Origin of the sequence: Streptomyces sp. NPDC001816, assembly GCF_042892235.1 — a bacterium.
Taxonomy (GTDB): domain Bacteria; phylum Actinomycetota; class Actinomycetes; order Streptomycetales; family Streptomycetaceae; genus Streptomyces.
In genome coordinates this window covers 448,879-467,039 of the sequence record NZ_JBIATY010000002.1, presented here as the reverse complement: position 1 = coordinate 467,039, position 18,161 = coordinate 448,879, and the positions used below count along the sequence as shown (strand labels likewise).

General features: G+C 72.8%; 14 protein-coding genes. 8 read left to right on the top strand and 6 right to left on the bottom strand.

The features are described from left to right. Positions 1–169: 169 nt before the first annotated feature. The gene (locus tag ACFYZZ_RS07825; protein ID WP_389172732.1) at positions 170–1,534 is read left to right on the top strand and encodes an FAD-dependent oxidoreductase; all 1,365 of its coding nucleotides are present in this window, start codon (positions 170–172) and stop codon (positions 1,532–1,534) included. 74 nt (positions 1,535–1,608) lie between these two features. Then, positions 1,609–2,574, top strand: coding sequence for a DUF1152 domain-containing protein (locus tag ACFYZZ_RS07820; protein WP_389172730.1), 966 nt, complete (start codon positions 1,609–1,611; stop codon positions 2,572–2,574). Between the two features lie 15 nt (positions 2,575–2,589). Here the strand turns inward: ACFYZZ_RS07820 and ACFYZZ_RS07815 are convergent, their stop codons facing one another. Beyond that, positions 2,590–3,606 (bottom strand): hypothetical protein, encoded by a 1,017-nt coding sequence (locus tag ACFYZZ_RS07815; protein WP_389172728.1) that lies wholly within the window; start codon positions 3,604–3,606, stop codon positions 2,590–2,592. After that, positions 3,603–3,980 (bottom strand): PadR family transcriptional regulator, encoded by a 378-nt coding sequence (locus ACFYZZ_RS07810; protein ID WP_389173666.1) that lies wholly within the window; start codon positions 3,978–3,980, stop codon positions 3,603–3,605. The genes ACFYZZ_RS07815 and ACFYZZ_RS07810 overlap by 4 nt, the downstream gene beginning before the upstream one ends. A 371-nt stretch (positions 3,981–4,351) precedes the next feature. On the opposite strand from ACFYZZ_RS07810, the gene ACFYZZ_RS07805 reads away from it, so the two are divergent. The 4 genes from ACFYZZ_RS07805 (at position 4,352) to ACFYZZ_RS07790 (ending at position 11,342) form a co-directional block, all read left to right on the top strand. Then, positions 4,352–5,545, top strand: coding sequence for a hypothetical protein (locus ACFYZZ_RS07805; RefSeq protein ID WP_389172727.1), 1,194 nt, complete (start codon positions 4,352–4,354; stop codon positions 5,543–5,545). Between the two features lie 22 nt (positions 5,546–5,567). Beyond that, positions 5,568–5,855: a YkvA family protein gene (locus ACFYZZ_RS07800; protein WP_386577523.1), complete on the top strand. Its 288-nt coding sequence runs from the start codon at positions 5,568–5,570 to the stop codon at positions 5,853–5,855. 151 nt (positions 5,856–6,006) lie between these two features. Continuing rightward, the gene (locus ACFYZZ_RS07795) at positions 6,007–8,526 is read left to right on the top strand and encodes a SpoIIE family protein phosphatase (RefSeq protein WP_389172725.1); all 2,520 of its coding nucleotides are present in this window, start codon (positions 6,007–6,009) and stop codon (positions 8,524–8,526) included. Between the two features lie 83 nt (positions 8,527–8,609). Beyond that, positions 8,610–11,342, top strand: a complete 2,733-nt coding sequence (locus ACFYZZ_RS07790) for a SpoIIE family protein phosphatase (RefSeq protein WP_389172723.1) — start codon at positions 8,610–8,612, stop codon at positions 11,340–11,342. A 12-nt stretch (positions 11,343–11,354) separates the two neighbouring features. Here the strand turns inward: ACFYZZ_RS07790 and ACFYZZ_RS07785 are convergent, their stop codons facing one another. Next, positions 11,355–13,193, bottom strand: a complete 1,839-nt coding sequence (locus ACFYZZ_RS07785) for a glycoside hydrolase family 15 protein (RefSeq protein ID WP_389172722.1) — start codon at positions 13,191–13,193, stop codon at positions 11,355–11,357. Positions 13,194–13,459: 266 nt separating this feature from the next. Between ACFYZZ_RS07785 and ACFYZZ_RS07780 the strand changes: the two genes are divergently transcribed. Next, entirely contained in the window at positions 13,460–13,666 is a 207-nt protein-coding gene (locus tag ACFYZZ_RS07780; protein WP_386577519.1) for a hypothetical protein, read from the top strand. A 130-nt stretch (positions 13,667–13,796) separates the two neighbouring features. On the opposite strand, the gene ACFYZZ_RS07775 is transcribed toward ACFYZZ_RS07780, so the two are convergent. Both ACFYZZ_RS07775 and ACFYZZ_RS07770 read right to left on the bottom strand, forming a co-directional pair. Continuing rightward, positions 13,797–14,960: an MFS transporter gene (locus tag ACFYZZ_RS07775; RefSeq protein WP_389172720.1), complete on the bottom strand. Its 1,164-nt coding sequence runs from the start codon at positions 14,958–14,960 to the stop codon at positions 13,797–13,799. Beyond that, on the bottom strand, positions 14,957–15,565 hold the full coding sequence (locus ACFYZZ_RS07770) for a helix-turn-helix domain-containing protein (protein ID WP_389172718.1): 609 nt from the start codon (positions 15,563–15,565) through the stop codon (positions 14,957–14,959). The genes ACFYZZ_RS07775 and ACFYZZ_RS07770 overlap by 4 nt, the downstream gene beginning before the upstream one ends. Here ACFYZZ_RS07770 and ACFYZZ_RS07765 point away from each other — a divergent pair. Continuing rightward, a complete protein-coding gene (locus ACFYZZ_RS07765) occupies positions 15,564–16,082 on the top strand; it encodes a GNAT family N-acetyltransferase (protein ID WP_389172716.1) in 519 nt (172 codons plus the stop codon). The two genes, ACFYZZ_RS07770 and ACFYZZ_RS07765, sit on opposite strands and share 2 nt — an antisense overlap. A gap of 111 nt (positions 16,083–16,193) precedes the next feature. On the opposite strand, the gene ACFYZZ_RS07760 is transcribed toward ACFYZZ_RS07765, so the two are convergent. After that, on the bottom strand, positions 16,194–18,014 hold the full coding sequence (locus tag ACFYZZ_RS07760; protein ID WP_389172714.1) for an endonuclease/exonuclease/phosphatase family protein: 1,821 nt from the start codon (positions 18,012–18,014) through the stop codon (positions 16,194–16,196). Between the last annotated feature and the right edge of the window lie 147 nt (positions 18,015–18,161).

Sequence of the window (18,161 nt, the reverse complement as noted above, 5' to 3'; positions counted from 1 at the left end):
GGCAGCGAACCCGGGCAGCGAACCCGGGCACGCGACCCCCATAAGAGACCCCTGGGGAAGTCATAAGATCCACTTATGAGGTCATAGACCGGACCCCTGTACTAACTTAGGTCTGCCTTAGTCTAGGCTTCCCACTCGAGTATCTGATCACGCTCGAAGGGAACTGATCATGCCGCGCCCCCTGCGGGTAGCCATCGTCGGAGCCGGCCCCGCCGGGATCTACGCCGCCGACGCCCTGCTCAAGTCCGAGGTGGCCGCCGAACCCGGCGTCTCCATCGACCTCTTCGAGCGGATGCCCGCCCCGTTCGGCCTGATCCGGTACGGCGTGGCCCCCGACCACCCGCGCATCAAGGGCATCGTCACCGCCCTGCACCAGGTGCTCGACAAACCGCAGATCCGGCTGTTCGGCAACGTCGACTACCCGAACGACATCAGCCTGGACGACCTGCGTTCCTTCTACGACGCGGTGATCTTCTCCACCGGCGCCACGGCCGACCGGGATCTGCCGGTCCCGGGCATCGAGCTGGACGGCTCGTACGGTGCCGCCGACTTCGTGTCCTGGTACGACGGCCACCCGGACGTGCCGCGCACCTGGCCGCTGGAGGCAGAGAAGGTCGCCGTGCTCGGCGTCGGCAACGTGGCGCTCGACGTGGCCCGGATCCTCGCCAAGACGGCGGACGAGCTGCTGCCGACCGAGATACCCGCGAACGTCTACGACGGTCTGAAGGCGAACAAGGCCGTGGAGATCCACGTCTTCGGCCGTCGTGGCCCGGCGCAGGCCAAGTTCAGCCCGATGGAGCTGCGCGAGCTGGACCACTCCCCCAACATCGAGGTCATCGTCGACCCCGAGGACATCGACTACGACGCGGGCTCCATCGAGACCCGGCGCGGCAACAAGCAGGCCGACATGGTCGCCAAGACCCTGGAGAACTGGGCGATCCGGGACGTCGGCGACCGGCCGCACAAGCTGTTCCTGCACTTCTTCGAGTCGCCCTCGGAGATCCTCGGCGAGGACGGCAAGGTGGCCGGCCTGCGCACCGAGCGCACCGCCCTCGACGGCACCGGCAACGTCAAGGGCACCGGCGAGTTCAAGGACTGGGACGTCACCGCGATCTACCGCGCCGTCGGCTACCTCTCCGACAAGCTGCCCAAGCTGCCGTGGGACATCGAGTCCGGCACGGTCCCGGACCAGGGCGGCCGCGTCATCGAGGAGAGCGGCAACCACCTGCAGTCGACGTACGTCACCGGCTGGATCCGGCGCGGCCCGGTCGGCCTGATCGGCCACACCAAGGGTGACGCCAACGAGACCGTGTCCAACCTGCTGGACGACTTCGCCAACGGCCGTCTGCACACCCCGGACTCCCCCGCGCCGGAGTCTGTGGACGCGTTCCTCGCCGAGCGTGAGATCCGCTTCACCACCTGGGAGGGCTGGTACAAGCTGGACGCCGCCGAGCGGGCGCTGGGCGAGCCGCAGGGCCGTGAGCGCGTGAAGATCGTCGAGCGCGAGGACATGCTCCGGGAGAGCGGAGCCTGATTCCCGGGAGTGCCCTGGGAGGCCTCGGTCACGAGTCCAACGAGGCCTCCCAGAGCCCCTGTTAGGGTCCCGAGGTGTTCTCCCTACGTGAGCCCCTCCTCTTCACCCGCCTGCGCGAGGCCCGCCGCATCCTCGTTGCCGGTGCGGGCGGCGGTTTCGACGTCTACGCCGGACTGCCGCTGGCGTTCGCACTGCGGTCGGCCGGAGCGGAGGTCCATCTGGCCAACCTGTCCTTCTCCGACCTGTACGGCCTGAGCCTGGACAGCTGGGTGGAGGAGGACGTGGCCGCCGTCCGCCCGGACACCCCGCTGCGCGGCGACTACTTTCCCGAGCGCGCCCTCGCCCGGTGGCTCGAGGCGCAGGGAATGCCCGACACCGTGTACGCCTTTCCCCGTACGGGCGTCGAGCCGCTGCGCGCCGCCTACCGGGCGCTCCTCGACCATCTGGGCGGTGTGGACGCCGTCGTGCTGGTGGACGGCGGTACCGACATCCTGATGCGCGGGGACGAGCACGGGCTCGGCACACCGGAGGAGGACATGGCGAGCCTGGCCGCCGTCGCCGGTCTCGACGAGGTCCCGCACCGCCTGGTGGCCTGCCTGGGCTTCGGGGTGGACGCCTACCACGGCGTCAACCACGCCCTGTTCCTGGAGAACCTGGCCGCCCTGGACCGCGAGGGCGCCTTTCTGGGGGCGTTCTCGCTCCCCAGGGAGAGCCAGGAGGGCGCGCTCTATCTCGACGCGGTGGCGCATGCCCAGCAGAGCCACGAGAGCCACCCGAGCATCGTCCACGGCTCGGTCGCGGCCGCCGTCCGCGGGGACTTCGGCGACGTGCGGTTCACCGAGCGTACCCGGGACAGCGAACTGTTCGTCAACCCGCTGATGTCCCTCTACTTCTGTGTGGACCTGCCCGCGCTGGCCCGTGCGAACCTCTACCTCGACCGGCTGGAAGGCACGATGCTGATGCGGCAGATCAGCTCGGTGATCGCCGGGTTCCGGGAGGAGCTGCCGCGTCAGCGGGCGCCCCGGGCGTTCCCGCACTGAGCCGGGGCGCACCGGTCACGACAGGCCGGGCTCGGCCGCGACCAGGTCCCGGCGGCCGACCGCCGCGAGCGTCACGGTCAGCAGGGCGAGCGCGGCCGTCTGCACGAGGGCGCCGCCGAGGTAGGCGGCGGGCACGGGCACATGGAGCCAGGGGTAGAGAGCCGCTACCCGGACGGCCAGGATCAGCAGGCCGAGAGCGGCCAGGGCGAGCGCGCCGCCGGGCGTCGTACGGTCACCGCTCCGGCTCTGCCACAGGAGCCAGCCGAGCGCGCCGATGACGAAGCAGCTCGCGGGGGCCCACGCCAGGTCGGGGAGAGCGGGCAGCACCACGACGGACGCGCCCATCACCACACAGGCGGTCATGAAGACCAGCCCGGGTGTACCGGCGGGGAGCCGCGCCGGGGGTGCGTCCCGGTGGTGGGAGGCACAGAGCGCGAGGGCCGGCAGCCAGGCCAGGAGCCCGAAGGAGGCGGCGAACGCCGGGTCCGCGGGGACCATCGCGCCCGTCAGCGGGCCGAGCAGCGGCCAGAGGGTGGGCAGCGCGGCCCCCAGCGCGGCCGTCCGGGCGAGGCGTCGACGGTCGTGGAGGAGCGCGAAGTACGCGACAGTCCACAGCAGCGGAAGGATCCACTGGGCGGCGGTGACCACCGCGGTGAGCAGTCCGTGATCGGTGAACTGCGACAGGAACAGGTGCCGCCCCGAGCCGCCCCGGCCGATGGCCCAGGTCAGTTCGAGGACCAGCTCGGCGACCCCCGCGGCCGCCTGGATCAGCACGGCGAACAGGGCGAAGAGCCGGACGGTCGAGCCGAGGAGGACGTAGCGGCGCGGCGCCCCGGGCGCTCCCAGCCGGCTGCGCACGGCGAGGGCCACGATGCTCGCCACCTCGCCCAGGGTGGGCCGGCTCTGGTCCTGTGTGTCGCGGTCGACGTCCCACAGGTACGTCTCGACCATCTCCTCCTCCCGTTCGCGCCGGTAGTAGGCGGGGAGCAGGCGCAGGACGGTGCGGTAGCGGGATTCCAGGAGCGTGGTCATGCGAAGCCTCCCGCGAGTCCGGGTGCCGTGGGGGGTTTGGGGGCGGTGCCGGCCGGTGCGGCGGCCTGGCGGCCTTCGGCGATGCGCCGCTTGGCGGCCCCGGCACCGGCGGCCATGCGCTCCGCCTCCGCGTCGAGGGCCGCCACTCCGTCCTCGGTGAGCCGGTAGTAGCGCCGCAGGCGGCCCTGCTGCACCTCATCCCGGTCCAGCACGATCAGTCCGTCGACGGTCAGCCGGTCCAGCACCCCGTAGAGGGTGCCGACCCTGAGCTGCACCTCTCCGTCGGACAGCTCCTCGACCTCGCGCAGGATGCCGTAGCCGTGCCGCGGCTGGTCGGCCAGCGCCGTGAGGACGAAGAACGCCGCTCGGGTCATGTTCCTCGATGCCATGCGAGCAGAATATATCGGCAGCCGATATATATCGAGCTACTTGCAGGGGTGGGGCGTGGTGGACCTCCGGCGCGAGACCCGGCAGGTTCGCCGCACATGGTGAACGGGGCCTACCCCTAAGCGGATGGGAGGGCGGACCCCGTTCGACGGACAGTTTTCGGTACCGAGGGACGGTCCGGGGACGTGTGAACAGCGCTCACGTGATGTGTGCGGCGCGTACCCCGGGTGCCGGGCGCACACCCCGTGCGCGGGGCGCGACGGCGCGGCGGCGCGCCGCCCCCGGACCCCGCCCGGCGAGTGCCGTGCCCGGGCGGTGATACTGGAGGGCGCACCCGCCCCCATCAGCAGATTGGCCCATGTCGAACTCCGCCACCGACCGCGCCACCATCCCGCAGACCCTCTGGGCGGCCCGAGGTCGCCACACCGGTCCCGCTGCCGAGGACGTCGTCCGCCGCACCCTGCGCCGGCACACGGAGAGCGGGGACATCGACGACTTCGCCGAGCTACCCGTAGCCGCGGAATCCCCCGAGGACTCCCCCAAGGACTCCCCCGAACGGATCTTCGAGGCGCGCTGGCGGGCCGGCGGCACCGTGACCGTGCGGGCCCGGCTCACTCTCGTACCCCTGCAAGGCCGGCCGGAGGGGCGGCAGTGGACGCTCGTCGCGGAGGCGGAGCGCCCCTGGGACGAGGCGTGGCCCTCGCCGGCGACGCTGTTCTGGCCCGAGGCCGGGCCGGCGGAGGGCGCCGACGGCGCCTGGGACCACCACCCCACCGTCGCGGGCCTGCGCTTCCGGCAGGTGAACGCGCTCCCCGAGGACGACAAGGAGATGCGGCGCCGGCTGCGGGACGCGGCCCGCGAGGCCTGGTGCGTGAACCTCGTCGTGCACGAGGCGATGACCCCGGACGAACGCGGCCGGCTGCCGCTGGCCCAGCTGCTGCCGCCCGGAATGCGGCACCGCGTGCTGGAGCACCGGGCCGCGCCGCAGCAGCTGCGCGCCGTCAACTGGGCGCTGAAGGACCTCGGCGTCGAGGTGCCGCGCGGCGGCGCCGTGCTGCTGCCCCCGGACCCCGCGCCGCAGGGCTACGACCGCCGGGAGCACAGCGTGCGCACCGTCTTCCTGGACGGCTCCGAGCCGGCCGAACTCGTCGCGGCCCTGCGGCACTTCGCCGCCCTGCCGCGGCCCATGCCGCAGGGTGCGGCGGAGGCGCTGGCGGACCTGCGGGACAACTGGACCCTGCTGACCCTCCAGGAGGAGCTGGACCGCGAACGGCGGCTGGTCGCCATGTACGCCGAGGCGCTGGAGGCCATGACGAAGTCCCGGGACCTGTACCGGGAGGCCGCCGAGCAGGCCCACCAGGCCCTGGCCGCCTACCGCGACGCGCCCGCCCCGCACGCATTGCCCCACCAGCAGGAGCGGCCCGGCGCCCGGACGGCCTCCGCACTGCAGCAGTTGACACGGACCTTCGAACGGCTGAAGTTCAGCACGAAGGGTTCACGCCCGGACGCCTCCCCCGGTGGCGACGGCACGGACACCACCGACCCGGCGTGAGCCAGGACGGACAGGAGGCCGCATGGATTCCACCACGACCCTGCTGGTGATCGTCGGCGTCGTCGCGGCGCTGCTGCTCGGCGTGGCCGTCTGGCTGCTGGTGCGGCTGGTGCGCGCCCGGCGGACCCTGCAGCGGGCCGGGCTGCCGACGGGACCGCGCTGGGTGTTCTGGGGCGCGATCCTGTATCTGGTGCTGCCCGCCGACCTGCTGCCGGATCCGGTCTACCTGGACGACATCGCCGTCCTGCTCCTCGCGCTGCGCAGCCTGCGCACCGCCCGCACGCTGCCGCCCGGGCCCTCGGAGTACTGAACTTCCGCTGTATGAGGACAGGTGGTCCGTACGGGCCCCTCCCCACGGCCGCAACCCTGCAGTACCGTCTCCTCCCGCCCAGGTGCGTTACGGCACCGACGTGGCGCATTCTTGTGTCATCCACCCGGCGGCACGGGACGAGGTAGGGCCCATGGCTGGGAGCGGAGAGCCGGCGGTCCGTACACGGGCGCGGCTGACCACGCTGCTGGTCGACGCCTCGACCGGCGCGCTCGGTGCGGCCGGAGCGCGTGTGGCGGGCGTGTACCTGCGCTCCAGCACCCCGGGGCTGCTGCGCCTCGCGGTGCTCGTCGGGCTGCCCGGGCCGCTGTTCCGGCCCTGGTGGCGACTGCACGTCCGCCGGCCCTTCCCGGTGGCCGACGCCTACCGGCTCGGCGTCCAGGTGGTGCTGCCCAACGCCACGGAGACGGTGCGCCGGTATCCCCAGTTCGCGGCGGGTCTGCCCTTCCCGTTCGGGTCGGTGCACGTGCCCGTGCCGGGCGGGTCCGAGCCCCTCGGGGTACTCACCGTGCTGCGCCCCGCGGCGACGGACACCGTGGACGAGCTGCTGGACCGCGACCTGCTCGCGCGGCTCGCCGAGGGTCTTGGAGCCGAGCTGCTCGCACTCGCCGACGGGGACGAGGCGGTCATCGCCTGGGACGGGGAACCCCATTGCGTACGACCGCCCGCGACCCGGCCCGCGCAGGCGCGCGTGGGACGGTTCACCTGGGATCCGGAGACCTCGGCGGTGCACCTGGACGACCGGCTGTACGCGCTGCTCGGGCTGGATCCGGCCGGGTTCGCGGGGACCGGCCCGGCGCTCGCGGACGCCGTGTCCCCGGCCGAGGCGCACCGGATCCTGGCCGCGCTGCGCGATGCGGGCGCCGGGAAGCCGCCGGCCGCGCCCCTGCACCTGTGGTCGGAGGAAGGGACCCCGCGGCTCCTCGACCTGTCCCCGGCGGCCGAGGCCCGCGAGGTGGCCCTGGTCGACGGAGCCGTCTTCGACCCCGGCCCGGGCGTCTCCGCGGACGGCGCGGCCGACATGCTGCCGCAAGGGGTGTTCTGCCTGGACCGGCTCGGGCTGCTCGTGTACGTCAACCCGGCCGCGGCGCGCATGGCGGGCCGGGAACGGGCCTGGCTGCTCGGCCGTCCGCTGTGGGAGGCGATGCCGTGGCTGGCCGGGCCGCCGTACGACGACCATCTGCGCAGTGTGCTGCTGTCCCAGGAGCCGGTGCACGTGCACGTGCGGCGTCCGGCTCCCGGGTGTGCCGCAGCCGGTGAGGGCGACTGGCTCGCCCTCTCGGTGCATCCCGGCCCCGACATCCTGACCTGCACGCTCGTCCCGGCCAGCCGTGTCGACGCGCCCGCTGAGCCCTCCCCCGAGGCCCCGGCCGAGGCCGAGCCGCACACGCCGGAGGACACGGTGCCCGGCGATCACTCGCTGACGCCGCTGTACCGGCCCATCGCCCTCGCCATCGCGCTGACGGACGCCGTGACCGCCCGGCAGGTGTCGGCGGTCGTGATGCAGGAGCTGCTGCCCGCGTTCGGCGGCCGCCGCCTGGCCATCTACCTGCTCCAGGACCGGCACCTGTACCTGGCCTGGGAGACCGGATTCCCGCAGGGCTTCCTCTCCCCCTTCGACGGCGTCGGCCTCGACGCGCACCTGCCCGGCGTGGAGACCCTCACGACCGGCCGCCCGATCTTCTTCGAGTCCATGCAGCAGCTGGCGGCCACCTACCCCGGCATACCCCTGGACGCCGAGGAGGGCGCCCGTGCCTTCCTGCCGCTCATCGCCTCCGGCCGGCCGGTCGGCTCCTGCATCCTCGGCTTCGACCGGCCGCGCAGCTTCAGCACCGAGGAGCAGACGGTTCTCACCGCGCTCGCCGGGCTGATCGCGCACGCGATGGAGAAGGCACAGCGCTACGACACCGAGGCCGCGCTCGCCCGCGGCCTGCAGCAGGCCCTGCTGCCCCGCAGGCTGTCGGCGCACCCGCAGGTGGAGACGGCGGGCCGTTATCTGCCGGGCACGCAGGGCATGGACGTCGGCGGGGACTGGTACGACGTCGTCGAGGCCGGGGACGGGCTGGCGCTGGTCATCGGCGATGTGCAGGGGCACGGGGTGCAGGCGGCGGCCACCATGGGCCAGCTGCGCAGCGCCGTACGCGCCTTCGCGCTCGGCGACCGGCCGCCCGACGAGGTGCTGAGCGGCACGAACCACCTGCTCATCGACCTCGACCCGGGCCAGTTCGCCAGCTGCTGCTACGTCCGTCTCGACCCGGCCACCGGGCAGGCCCGGGCCGCCCGGGCGGGACATCCGCCGCCGCTGCTGCGCCGCCCCGACGGGCGTACCGAGGTGCTGGACATCCCGGGCGGTGTCGTCCTCGGGGTGGATCCGTGCGCCCAGTACCCGGAGACCGACCTGCGGTTGGAGCCGGACGCGATCCTCGCCCTGTACACCGACGGCCTCGTGGAGCGGCCCGGCGCCGACATCGACGAGGGCATCACCGCGCTGCGCCTCGCGCTGGCGAAGGCCGGCGGGGTCGCCGGACGGCGCGGCGGCCGGTCCCTGGCCGGGGTCGCCGACCGGATCACCGCCACCGCCCGGCACGCCATCGCCCGCCCCGACGACGTGGCGCTGCTGCTCGCCACCCGCCGTACCCCGAACCGCCGGTGACCGGAGCCCGCCGCCGGAACGGGCGGCTGTCACCTCGGGCGACGGCCTCGCCTGACGGGGCCGGGCAGTGTAGACATGGGCACATGGTGCGTCTGCCCGGCCGGTCCGCGACCCGGCCGCCCCGTCCTTCCGGGCAACCGCGCGCACCTGAGGGCCCGCGGAAGGACACTTCGGGCGCGAACGGCGGCCGTCCGGGAGTGCTGCGGTCGGTGACCGGAGGCAGCGTCGCCGGGCAGGTGTTCGTCCTCCAGGTGGTGATCGTGCTGCTGCTGGTCGTGTCGGCCGTGGTGGCGCAGGTGCTCCAGGTGCAGCACGACAGCAGCAGGGAGGCCCTCAACCGCTCCCTGGCCGTCGCCGAGACGTTCGCCCACGCGCCCGGCACGGCGGCCGCGCTACGCGCCCCTGATCCGACGGCGATCCTGCAGCCGAAGGCCGAGGCCGCCCGCAAGGACTCGGGCGTGGACTTCATCGTGGCGATGAACACCGACGGTATCCGCTACACCCACCCCAAGCCGGACCGCATCGGCAAGAAGTTCGTCGGGACCATCGCGCCGGCGCTGGCCGGCGGCACGGTCGTCGAGAAGATCCACGGGACGATCGGCGAGCTGGTGCAGGTCGTCGTGCCGGTGAAGGACTCCGGCGGCAAGGTGGTCGGCCTGGTCTCGGCCGGCATCACCACCGAGCACGTGGGCGGGACCGCCGACCAGCAACTGCCCCTGCTGCTCGCGGCGGCCGCGGCGGCACTCGCGCTGGCCACCGGGGGCACGGCCCTCGTCAGCCGGCGCCTGCTGCGGCAGACGCACGGCCTCGGCCCGTACGAGATGACGCGGATGTACGAGCACCACGACGCGGTGCTGCACGCCGTTCGGGAGGGTGTGCTCATCGTCGGCGGCGACGGCCGGCTCGTGCTCGCCAACGACGAGGCGCAGCGGCTGCTGGACCTGCCCGAGGACGCCGAGCAGCGTCATGTGCTGGAGCTGGGTCTGGACGACGACACGGCCGGGCTGCTCTCCTCCGGGCGGGTCGCCACGGACGAGGTGCATCTGGTGAAGGACCGGCTGCTGGCCGTCAACCAGCGCCCCACCGACCTGCGCGGCGGCCCGGCCGGCAGCGTCACCACGCTGCGCGACTCCACGGAGCTGCGCGCCCTCTCGGGCCGCGCGGAGGTGGCGCGCGAGCGGCTGAACATGCTGTACGACGCCGGCGTGGGCATCGGCACCAGCCTGGACGTGGCCCGCACGGCGCAGGAACTGGCGGAGCTGGCCGTGCCGCGGTTCGCGGACTTCGTCACCGTGGACCTGTTCGATCCGGTGCTGAACGGGGAGGAGCCGAGGCCCGGGACCGAGCTGCGCCGGGCGGCCTGCAGCGGCATCCGCAAGGACGCCCCGCTGTACCCGGCGGGCGAGCGCATCCGGTTCGTGCCGACTTCGCCGCAGGCCCGGAGCCTGACGACCGGGCAGTCCGTGGTCGAGCCGGTACTGAGCGAGGCGCCCGGCTGGCTCGCCCAGGACCTGGAGCGCACCGAGCAGATCGTGGCCTTCGGCATCCACTCGCTGATCACCGTGCCGCTGCGGGCCGGCACCCTGGTCCTCGGTCTGGCCAACTTCTATCGTTCGGAGAAGCCGCAGCCGTTCGACGCCGAGGAGCTGGCGCTCGCCGAGGAACTGGTCGCGCGGGCCGCCGTGTCCATCGACAACGCCCGCCGCTACACCCGTGAGCACAGCATGGCGGTGACCCTCCAGCGCAGCCTGCTGCCGCGTTCCCTGCCCGAGCAGGGCGCCCTGGAGATCGCCTACCGCTATCTGCCGGCGCAGGCGGGGGTGGGCGGCGACTGGTTCGACGTACTGCCGCTGTCCGGCACCCGGGTGGCCATGGTGGTGGGGGACGTCGTGGGCCACGGCCTGCACGCGGCGGCGACGATGGGCCGGCTGCGCACTGCGGTGCACAACTTCTCCTCGCTCGATCTGCCGCCCGACGAACTCCTCGGCCTGCTCGACGAGTTGGTGGGCCGGATCGACCAGGACGAGACCCCGGCCGACGGCGCCGCGGTCACCGGCGCGACCTGCCTGTACGCGGTGTACGACCCGGTGTCCCAGGTCTGCACGGTGGCCCGGGCCGGCCATCCGCCGCCCGCGCTGGTGCACCCCGACGGCCGTGTGGAGTTCCCGGACGTGCCCGCCGGTCCCCCGCTGGGCCTCGGCGGGCTGCCGTTCGAGACGGCCGACCTGGAACTCGCGGAGGGCAGCCGACTGGTCCTGTACACCGACGGCCTGGTGGAGGACCGGGACCGGGACATCGACGAGGGCCTGGAACTGCTGCGCGACGCCCTCGGCCGGGCGCCCGACGCCTCGCCCGAGGACACCTGCCGGGCGGTGCTCGACAGCCTCCCGAACCGGCCCAGCGACGACGTCGCGCTGATCGTGGCCCGCACCCGCGTCCTCGGCGCCGACCGGGTCGCCGAGTGGCAGGTGCCGTCGGATCCGGTGGCCGTCTCCGAGGTACGCGCCTCGGTCACCCGGCAGCTGGCCGAATGGGACCTGGACGAGCTGTCGTTCACGACGGAGCTGATCCTGAGCGAGCTGGTCACCAACGCCATCCGCTACGGGCGCGGACCGATCGGCGTACGCCTGCTGCGCGAGCGCACGCTGATCTGCGAGGTCTCCGACCGCAGCACGACCTCGCCGCATCTGCGGTACGCGGCCACCACCGACGAGGGCGGCCGGGGCCTGTTCCTGGTCGCCCAGCTCGCCGAACGCTGGGGCACCCGCTACACCCACAACGGCAAGATCATCTGGGCGGAGCAGCCGTTGCCCTGAGCGTCGGGGCGGTCAGCCCAGGGCGCGGTCCAGGTTGAACGCGGCGCTGATGAGGGACAGGTGGGTGAACGCCTGCGGGAAGTTGCCCTGTTGCTCGCCGGTGCGGCCGATCTCCTCGGCGTACAGGCCGAGATGGTTGGCGTAGGTGAGCATCTTCTCGAAGGCCAGCCGGGCGTCGTCGAGCCGGCCGGCCCGGACCAGTGCCTCGACGTACCAGAAGGAGCAGATGGAGAAGGTGCCCTCGTCGCCGCGCAGTCCGTCGGGGCTGGCCTGCGGGTCGTAGCGGTAGACGAGGGAGTCGGAGACCAGGTCCTCGGAGAGGGCGTCCAGGGTGGACAGCCACTTCGGGTCGGTCGGCGCGATGAACTTGGCCAGCGGCATCATCAGCAACGACGCGTCGAGCACGTCGGCGCCCTCGTACTGCACGAAGGCGCCCCGGCGCTCCGACCAGCCGCGCTCCATGATCCGCCGGTAGATGGCGTCCCGGGCCTGGCGCCAGCGGCGATGGTCGGCGGGCAGCCCGCGGTGGGTGGCGAGGCGGATGGCCCGCTCGATGGCGACCCAGCACATCAGCCGCGAGTACAGGAAGTTCTTGCGGCCGCCACGGGTCTCCCACACGCCCTCGTCGGGCTGGTCCCAGTTGTCGCACACCCAGTTGACGAGGTGGCACACGTCGTCCCACTGGCCGCTGGAGATGGGCTCGGCCCACTTGTCGTAGAGGTAGATCGAGTCGATCAGGGCGCCGTAGATGTCCAGCTGGAGCTGGTCGGCGGCGGCGTTGCCGACCCGGACCGGGGCGGAGCCTAGGTGTCCCTCCAGGTGGGGCAGTTCGCGCTCGGGCAGGTCGGCACGGCCGTCGATGCCGTACATGATCTGCAGCGGTCCTGAGCCGTCGCCGAAGCCGGGGCTGATGTGCGTGGTCAGGAACTTCATGAAGGCCGCGGCCTCGCCGCTGAAGCCGAGCCTGAGCAGCGCGTAGACGGCGAAGGCAGCGTCGCGGACCCACACGTAGCGGTAGTCCCAGTTGCGCTCGCCGCCGAGCTGCTCGGGCAGGCTGGTGGTGGGCGCGGCGACGATGGCGCCGGTGGGGGCGTAGGTGAGGAGCTTGAGGGTGAGGGCGGAGCGGTGCACCATCTCGCGCCAGCGGCCGCGGTAGCGGGACTGGTGCAGCCAGCGCCGCCAGTAGGCGACGGTGGCGTTGAACTCGTGCTCGGCCTCGGCGTGGGCGCAGCCGCGGGGGGCCACCTCGGTGCCGACCTGGTCCAGGGCGAACACCGCCGTCTCGCCCTCGCTCAGCTTGAAGTCGGCCCGCGCGTCCCGGCCGTCGCACTCCACGACGACGGTGGAGGTGAGGGCGAGGGACAGCTTGGCGGATTCGAAGACGACGAGGCCGTTCAGGGTGCGCAGGGTGTGCGGGTCGGAGCCGTAGTCGAAGCGCGGGGCGATCAGGGCCCGGAAGGGCACGGTGCCGCGGACGCACACCACGCGCCGGATGAGCCGGTGCCGACCCTCGATATGCGACTCCTCTCCGCTGACCGGCATGAAGTCCTGGACCTCGCCGACACCGTCCTCGGTGAAGAACCGGGTGATCAGCACGTTGGTGTCCGGGAAGTAGAACTGTTTGGTGCGCGCCGGTACGGCGGCGGCCAGGTCGAATCGGCCGCCGCGCTCGGCGTCGAGGATGGCCGCGAAGACACTGGGTGCGTCGAAGGACGGGGAGCAGTACCAGTCGATCGTGCCGTTGGTGCCGACCAGGGCGACGCTGCGCAGATCGCCGATGAGGCCGTGTTCGGCGATCGGCAGGTAGCGCGGGCTCCCGGACAGGTCCTGCGGGAAGGGGATCTCGGCCATCGCTCAGGCCTCCCGGTGCGGTGTGCGGGCTGCATTCCAGCTCGGGCTGCATTCCAGCTTAGGGCCCGTCCGACGCCGCGAGGCAGGCGGGAATTGTCGGACGGGCCCTGAGGGCGAGTGCTTCGGCGCCGGGTGGGCAGACGTCTGTCACCCGACGCCGATGCGCCTTCCGGATGCAGGGTGCGCAAAGGCGCGGAATGGTGAGAGTGTGCCCCGTTCGGCGGCACCGGCACGGATGCGGTCATCCGGACCGAGGAGGAGGCATCATGTCGACATCCACACCCGAAGAGTCCCGTGCGTCCGACGACCACTGCACCCCGGACGCCCTGCTCCACTCCGCTCCGCCGAGGGACGTCACCGCGGAGGACCTGGTGATGGCAGCGGGCAGGGACGTCACTCCGGCGAACCTTGACTGGGCGCGCCGCAAGCTGGAGACCGAGGGCCAGGCAGCCGTCGAGAAGCTGCTGCCCTAGGGCGGTCCGGGGAATCCGAGGACACCAACGGGGAGGCGCCGGGCAGGGGCGCGCGGGTCGTACGGCAGCGCGCCCGCCCGGCGCCCGGTGCTGCCCGCACGTGTCGTCGCCACGTAGTGCCCGCAGCCGCTCAGGTCTGCCGGGTGCCGCCGCGTCCGTAGCCGGCGGCGAGGAGCAGCGCGGCGAGGGCGGTCAGGGCGGTGCCCTGCCAGCCGAGGGTGCTGAGCAGGGGTGCGGCGAGGCCGGTGCCGACGGCGCCGATCGTGAAGTACAGCACGAGATAGACGCTGCTGAGGCTGCCGGAGCGCCCGGGGTCGAGGGCGATGACGCGGCTCTGGTTGGCGGCCTGGGCGGCGAAGCAGCCGGCGTCGCAGAGCGCAAGTCCGGCTGCCGTGACCAACGGGGTGTTCAGGCCGGTGACCAGGAGGGCGACCCCGGCCGCGGCGGCCGCCATGGAAGCGGTGATCACGGCACGGGGGCCGTACCGGTCGGCAAGGCGTCCGGTGAGCGGGAGTGCCGCGAAGCCGAGGAGTCCGGCCAGGCTGTACAGGCCGATGGTGGTCGGGCCGAGGGAGTAGGGCGGCTGGGCCAGGGCCAGGGCGAGGGCGACCCAGACGAGGTTGAAGGCGAAGTACCACAGCCCTCCGGTGGCCACCGCGCGGCGCAGCTGCGGATGGTGGCGCAGCAGCGGGGGGAGCGAGCCGAGGGTGGCGCGGTAGCTGCGGCGGGAGTGCGGCCGCTGCCGGGGCAGGAGCGTGGCGGCGGCGATCGCGCCGAGCAGGGCGAGGGCGGCGAAGACGAGCAGCATCCGCCGCCAGCCCAGGACGTCCGCGAGGGTTCCGCCCGCCAGGCGGCTGAGCAGGATGCCGGCCGACATGCCGGCGGCCACGGTGGCGACGCCGGTTCCCCGGCTTCCGGGCGGGGCGTGCCGGCCGGCGATGCTGCCGGCCTGGGCCGCGACACTGGCGGACGCGCCGATGAGCAGGTAGGCGGCCAGGAGTGCGACCGCGCCGGGTGCGTCCGCGGCGAGGGTGAGGGCGGCGGCCAGGGCGGTGAGCTGCGCGGCCACCAGGCCGTTGGGGGCCAGGTGGTCGGTGAGCGGGAGCAGGAGGGCAAAGCCGGTCATGCAGCCGGCGAGCGCGGCGGTCGGTACGAGGCCGATCACGGAGAGGGGGACGCCCAGGTCGGCGGCGACCGCGGTGAGCGCGGGCTGCAGGGCGTAGTTGTTGGCGATCGCCGTCCCGGCGATGGAGGCGAGGAGGAACGTGCCGCCTCGGGGAAGGGGGCGGGTCACGGCTGTGCGCCGCGGGTGAGGACGACGGCGTAGCGGCACTCGGCGTCGGTGGTGTTGGCGAAGACGCGCTCGGCGGGCTCGCCGAGTTCGATGGTGTCGCCCGCGTCGAGTTCGTGGACCGTGTCGCCGTCGTGGAAGGTCAGCCGGCCGTCGAGGACCCAGACGACCTGGCGTACGAAGGCGAAGGCCGCGGCCGGATACGGCACCCGGGCACCGGCGGGCAGGCGGATCTCGGCGATCTCCGCGGGGAAATGCGGACCGGTGATCTGGCGGCGCCGGTAGCCGGTGCCGGGGTCGCGCCACTCGGGCGCGTCGTCCCGGCGGCGCACTCCCACGGCGCCGTCCGCGTGGCCCTGCGTTCCCTCGGCCTCCTGCGCTCCCTCAGCGAGGGCGAGCAAGGAGGCGACGCTGAGCTGGAAGGCGGCGGACAGCTTGCCGAGGACGACGGCGGTGGGGCTGCTCTCGCCGCGCTCGATCCTGCTGATCATGGCCTGCGAGACACCGGAGGCATCCGCGAGCTGGGCCAGGGTCCAGCGGCGGCGCTCCCGCTCGGTGCGGACGCGGGCCGCGATCTGGCCCACCAGAGGATCTACTATGTTGGACATGAATCCAATATACGAGAGACGCCGGGCCGTGACGGTACGGCCGGCACACTCCGGCGACGCGGAGGCGATCCGCGCGATCCGCAACCACGCGGTCGAGCACTCGACGGCCCTGTGGACGCAGTCCCCGCAGTCCCCCGCCGAGGGGGCGGCCTGGCTGTCCGCCCACCTGGAGCGCGGCTCGGTGTTCGTGGCCGAGGTGGAAGGCGAGGTGGCCGGGTTCGCGACCTACGGCCCGTGGCGGAGCCTGGACGGGTACCGGCACACGGTGGAGGACTCGGTCTACGTCCGCGAGGACCGGCACGGGCTCGGCATCGGCTCCGCGCTGCTGGCCACCCTCATCGCCGCTGCCCGCGAGGCCGGCCACCATGTCGTCATCGCCGGCATCGAGGCCGGGAACACCGCGTCGATCCGGCTGCACGAGCGGTTCGGGTTCCACCACGTCGGAACGGTCCCGGAGGTCGGCACGAAGTTCGGCCGCTGGCTCGACCTGACCCTCATGCGGCTGCCCCTGGCCTGAGCCACCGGCAGCCGCCACGGACGGGGCTGAACGCCCACCCCGGAGGGCAGGCGCGCAGCTCGACGGATCAGGGCACCCGGGTACGACCCATGGCTCCCTGCTCGGGTGAGGTCAGGGGACGAGCCGCACGATCTGCGGGTCGTGGTCGCTGGCCTGGTCGGTGAACTCGGCGTTGGTGTGGACGATGTCGTAGTCGTACGAGGACAGCGCCGGGCTGGTCAGGATGTGGTCCAGGACCTGGGAGTTGCCCTGGTAAACGTAGGTGTAGCGCTCCGCGGCGGGCAGCGTGACGGGGAGGTCGGTGAGGCCGGTGCCCGAGGTCAGGGTGGACAGGGTGCCGGAGAACTCGTAGTCGTTGAGGTCGCCGAGGACCACGACCCGGGCGCTGGGCTGGACGGCCAGCAGCTGCTTCACGAAGCCGTTGACCTGGGTGGCCTGCTGGGCGCGCTGGGTCTCCGAGCTGCGGGTGGGCGGCTGGACGCGGGCGTAGAGGGGCTGGTCGCCGCCCTTGGAGTTGAAGTGGTTGGCGATCACGAAGACCGTCTTGCCCTGGAAGGTGAACTCGCCGGCCAGCGGCTTGCGGCTGCTGTTCCAGGCGGAGTTGGCGGGGTTGATCCGGCCGGGCGAGTAGGACAGCGCCGCGGTGCCGCCGTTGTCGACCACGGACACCGCGTTGGTCGAGGTGCCGCCGGGGCGGTCGGTGAAGCCGACGCGCGCGGGGTTGTAGAGGAAGCCGACGCGGATGTTGCCGCCGGGCTCGCCGCCGTCCGAGTCGTTGACCGGGTTGATCTGGCGGTAGGCGTAGGTCGGACCGCCGGCCGCGGTGATGGCGTTGATCAGCTTGGTGTAGGTCTGGTCGGCGGCCACCACGCCGTTGTCGGTCGGGCCGTTGTTGTCCTGGATCTCCTCCAGCGCCACGATGTCGGGCGAGGAGAGGTTGGTGACGATGCCCGCCGCGAGCCGGTCGAACTTGGACTGCGGGTCGGTCGGGTCGAGGTTCTCCACGTTGTACGTGGCGACGGCCAGCTCGCCGGCGTTCTGGGCGCGGGTCGTCTCGCGGGCGAGGTTGTTGTCGGTGAGCGCGCCCAGGGTGGTGGCCTGGAGGGTGTAGCCGCCGAAGTTGTCGTAGTCGAGCGGGCCCGCGGTGCTGCCGCCCAGGACGTCGCCGACGTCGGCGGCCGGGAAGGTGCCGGTCAGCGACATGACCTTCACGCGCCCGGTGTTCTGCGAGGTGTACGAAGCGTAGACGGTGCCGCCGCGCGGGCTGGGGTTCTCGGCCGGCTTGGCCGTGACGAACAGCTCGTTGTACGTGTTACTGGCCCCGACGACACGGGCGTTGTCGACCTGGACGCGCATGCCCTCCAGCGACTCGAACCGGTCGAGGGCGTAGGTGGACGGGGCCAGGGTCTGGCTCTCGAGGTTACCGCTGTTGGTGTAGGCGGCGGGGATCGAGGCGGCGTCGAGCACGAAGGGCGCGGGCAGCGGGTTGCCGGTCGAGGCGGTCGACTGGATCTGGGGGGAGGTCAGCTCGGTGACCGACTGACCGCCGGCCGAGGAGCCGCCCGGGTAGTACTCGGAGACCGTGCCCCGGACGGTGATCTTGTTGCCGACCTTGGTGGTGATCGAGGCGGACCCGGCGTACGCGAAGATGGCCTCGCTGGTGGCCGGGTTGCCGTCGCCGACCGGGTCCTGGATCCAGTAGCCGCGCGAGGAACCGGTGGTGCGGATCGCGGTGACGATCCCACTGACCGTCACCTGCTGACCGCTGTACGGGGACTTGCGCGTGCTGCCCTGCACGGCGGAGATGGTGACGGTCGCGGCCGAGGCCGGTGCGGGCAGGGCGAGCAGCGTGCCCGTCAGGGCGCCGGTGAGCGCCGTGGCCGTCAACAGGCTGATGCGCGAGGGACGGTGAGTTCTCGGGCCAGACTTCATGAGGGTGCCTTTCGCGAGCGGAACGGACAGATCGCGAGCACCGCTCCCGGGCGTCTGGGGGAACGCGCCGTGGCGGCATGGAGGTTGTAGTGGCGCCAGGTTGCGACACGGCGACCGGAAGGTGTTCTACGCGCGTCAGATGCGGAC